The sequence below is a fragment of the Clostridium paraputrificum genome, assembly GCF_900447045.1.
In the GTDB taxonomy this organism is placed as follows: Bacteria; Bacillota; Clostridia; order Clostridiales; family Clostridiaceae; genus Clostridium; species Clostridium paraputrificum.
Genome location: NZ_UAWH01000002.1, coordinates 1 through 3,265, shown reverse-complemented (window position 1 = coordinate 3,265; position 3,265 = coordinate 1). Strand labels below are relative to the sequence as shown.

Sequence of the window (3,265 nt, the reverse complement as noted above, 5' to 3'; positions counted from 1 at the left end):
CCTAATAATTTCATTAATCGTCTATATCCTTTAGGAACTATAATAGTAATATTTTTATCTAACTTTCTTAAGGAAGAGAAGTTAGTGTGATCCATATGTCCGTGAGATAGTAGAATATAATCTATTTTTTGATCATCAAGGCTACTAGGGCGGTTAGCAATTCTTTTAAAGAATCCTAAAGTATTATTTAAAACTGGATCAGTAAGTATTATGATATCTGATAAATTTATCAATGCAGTAGCATGACCATACCAATGTACTGAATCGGTTTCAATGCTTCATTAGAAATATCATTTCTTTGATTAAAGTATTCCTTTATATTGGTTGCTGTTAGTATGGATAAAAATTTAATATTACTAAATATATTCATTATAGAACTCCTTTGTTTAATGTTTCCATTTAAATACTATAATACCTACAACCATGATTGCAATACCTATAAGTTCTTTTAATGTAAAATTAAGTTTTTCACTTCCGAATAGTCCAAATGCTTCAATTAATGCAGCAGCTAATAATTGAGCAACAAGTATTATACCGATTCCACATGTAGGGCCTAAACCACTAATGCTTTTCATAACTGTATATGTTATTACAACACCAAGAGCACCCCCTAGTAAATATAATTTATTGGCTTCTTTAATTTGATTATAGCTTCCTTTACCTATAAAAAAGGTAATAATTAAGGTTAGTATAAGAGCACTTCCTTGAACAAAAACGTTTGTTTCCCAAACTCCAATTTTTTCTCCTAGTCGTGTATTAAATACACCTTGAACACTCATAGCAATACCAGAAATTATTGCTGTAATTATAGCTATCATTTTAATCACCTCAAAAATAGTATTCCCAGAGAGATTTAGAATATAATAAAAGCTCCCTAAAAATTAGAGAGCTTAAAATATGATGAAGTTATAATTTAAAACCATCTACAATATCTTGTTCAGAGAATCCTAGACTTATTGCAAGACTTAAAAAGTCTTCTAATAAAGTAACATAGTGATCTTCAGAAGAAGATATTAGAAGGTCATTTATGTCTATATATAAATTTAAAATTGATCGCTTAAACAATATTCACTAGGTTGTATAGTAATACATTTAATACTGTCATAGCCTTTATCAATTCCTAAAGATAAGACTTGCCTGAAGCAAGAGATATACTTATCGAATACAGTACTTTTATTTACAGTAAAGTTATCATCAATCCAATATTTATAGCATTTTGTTTCATTTGCTAATTCACTCATTTTTATTTGAAGTTCAAGATGTTTTCTTGCAAGTAGCTTATAACCACTTAAGTTAGTATCTATTTGAACTTTATTATTAGCTTCTTTTTGTATTTTAAACAAATCTTCAATTTGCATGTTTATATCCCCCTTAATTTTCAAGGCAATCGTCTTTATATATTTTACAGAATCTTTAGAATAAAGAAAAGGTCAGAAAACGACTACAAAACAAATATTTTTCAAATATTAAAAAAAATAATAAAAACTCCTATTTATTCTTTGAAAAAATAGGAGTTTTTATTATTTTAAAAATTTCTAAGAGGATAACTTTTAATTAATGTTTCCCTTCTACTATTAGAAATTTTCCATATTTCAAATCTATCAACCTTTAGTGTAGGATAGGTTTTATTATTTTTATTTGAATCATATAGTACTTCACTATTATTTTTTTATCCTTATTAAAATAATTTACATTGGCTAAAGAAATTGCAAGTTCATCTTCATCATTATTTAAGATATTAAATCCATGTAATTTTAAAGTATCATTGATAACTCTTGAAATCTTTCTTATATATCCAATATGTTCAATCTTGAGATTTACTGTTTTAGTAGTCTCACTTACGCAAACACTATCGCACAATTCAACTTTAAATTTTTTATAAGGTTTTAAAATCTTTTCTAAAATTGGACTAAGCTTATCTATAGTTGGATTTTCCAATGCTCCTAAAACGATGTATGGCTGAGGAGAATTTCTATTAGCCCTAAATTTTTTTGAAAGATTTTTTTGAATAGGTGATATTAACTTATAAGATTCGTCATCGAATAGTGCAACAATATAATATTTCATAGCAAACCTCACATTCGGGAAAATTTTATATACAAACTTTGTTATAAATTATAACATATTACCAAATATAAAAAAACATAAAAGCATTGATTTTATTTAATTTACTAAAAATACTAAAATTTTAACAAATTAAATGGAGTATAGTTACTAAAAAGGTGAATTTGCCATAAAAAAGATATTTAAATAACTATACTTTATGTTATAATAGTTAAGATAGAATTCTATATAATAGAGTTATAATGCGTATTTAATAGAATTTTGGATATAATTATGAATTTTGGGAATTTTAATATATATAATCTTTGAATAAGGGTGAATTTGATGGAAAAGTTAGTTATTAATGGAGGTAAGTCTCTTAGGGGATCGGTTGAAATAAATGGTGCAAAAATGCAGCGGTTGCAATATTACCAGCTGCTATAATAGCGAATACTGGAAAATGTGTAATTGATAATATACCGGATATAGAAGATGTACATTGTTTAGAACGTATACTAAAAAGTTTAGGATGCACTGTAAATAAGTTAGATAATAATACATTAGAAATTGATAGTACGGATGTAAATAATTTTGATGCTTGCACAGAAGATGTTAGAAGAATGAGAGCTTCTTATTATTTTATTGGATCGTTATTAGCAAGATTTAAGCAAGCTAGAGTGGAATTACCAGGGGGATGCCCTATAGGTGTTAGACCAATAGACCAACATATAAAGGGGTTTGAAGCATTAGGTGCAGAAGTTGTTATAGAACATGGTGCTGTAAAGTTAAAGCAGATAGGCTAGTTGGGACTAATATTTTCTTTGATGTTGTTTCAGTTGGAGCTACAATTAATGTTATGATTGCAGCTACATTAGCTGAAGGGGTAACAACATTAGAAAATGTTGCAAAGGAACCACATGTAGTAGATGTTGCGAACTTCTTAAACACTATGGGGGCAAGCATTATGGCAAAAACAATAGTTTGAATTTTAAACTCGTCATGTTTCATGGCGAGTTTTTTTGTTTTATAAGATAAAGGTTTGCCATACAATTATTATTTAGTTTAGCTTATTATTAGTATTTCCAATTTGATATTTATATTTGGTAATATGTTAATTAAATTGAATTATAGAGGAAAGTAAAGAATATTATAGATATAAGTTAGAGTTTCAAGGAAAGTATGATTAAGCGGTAAAATGGTATGATGAAAGACTTAGAGAAGA

Annotated in this window: 3 protein-coding genes and 2 pseudogenes; 1 reads left to right on the top strand and 4 read right to left on the bottom strand. The window is 27.2% G+C overall.

Translation table 11 applies throughout. The annotated features are described in order from the left end of the window. The 4 genes and pseudogenes from DR024_RS17915 to DR024_RS00050 all read right to left on the bottom strand — a co-directional run. Window positions 1-233 (bottom strand): MBL fold metallo-hydrolase (locus tag DR024_RS17915; protein ID WP_242983060.1); only part of this gene is annotated, 233 nt, incomplete at its 3' end. 153 nt (window positions 234-386) lie between these two features. Then, window positions 387-818 carry a DMT family transporter gene (locus DR024_RS00060; protein WP_027098999.1) on the bottom strand — a complete coding sequence of 144 codons (432 nt, stop codon included), beginning with the start codon at window positions 816-818 and terminating at the stop codon, window positions 387-389. A gap of 88 nt (window positions 819-906) precedes the next feature. Beyond that, window positions 907-1,358: pseudogene (locus tag DR024_RS00055) on the bottom strand (dUTP diphosphatase). Between the two features lie 250 nt (window positions 1,359-1,608). Continuing rightward, on the bottom strand, window positions 1,609-2,067 hold the full coding sequence (locus DR024_RS00050) for a hypothetical protein (RefSeq protein ID WP_242983058.1): 459 nt from the start codon (window positions 2,065-2,067) through the stop codon (window positions 1,609-1,611). 321 nt (window positions 2,068-2,388) lie between these two features. Here DR024_RS00050 and DR024_RS00045 point away from each other — a divergent pair. Next, window positions 2,389-3,007: pseudogene (locus DR024_RS00045) on the top strand (UDP-N-acetylglucosamine 1-carboxyvinyltransferase); the annotation flags it as partial. Between the last annotated feature and the right edge of the window lie 258 nt (window positions 3,008-3,265).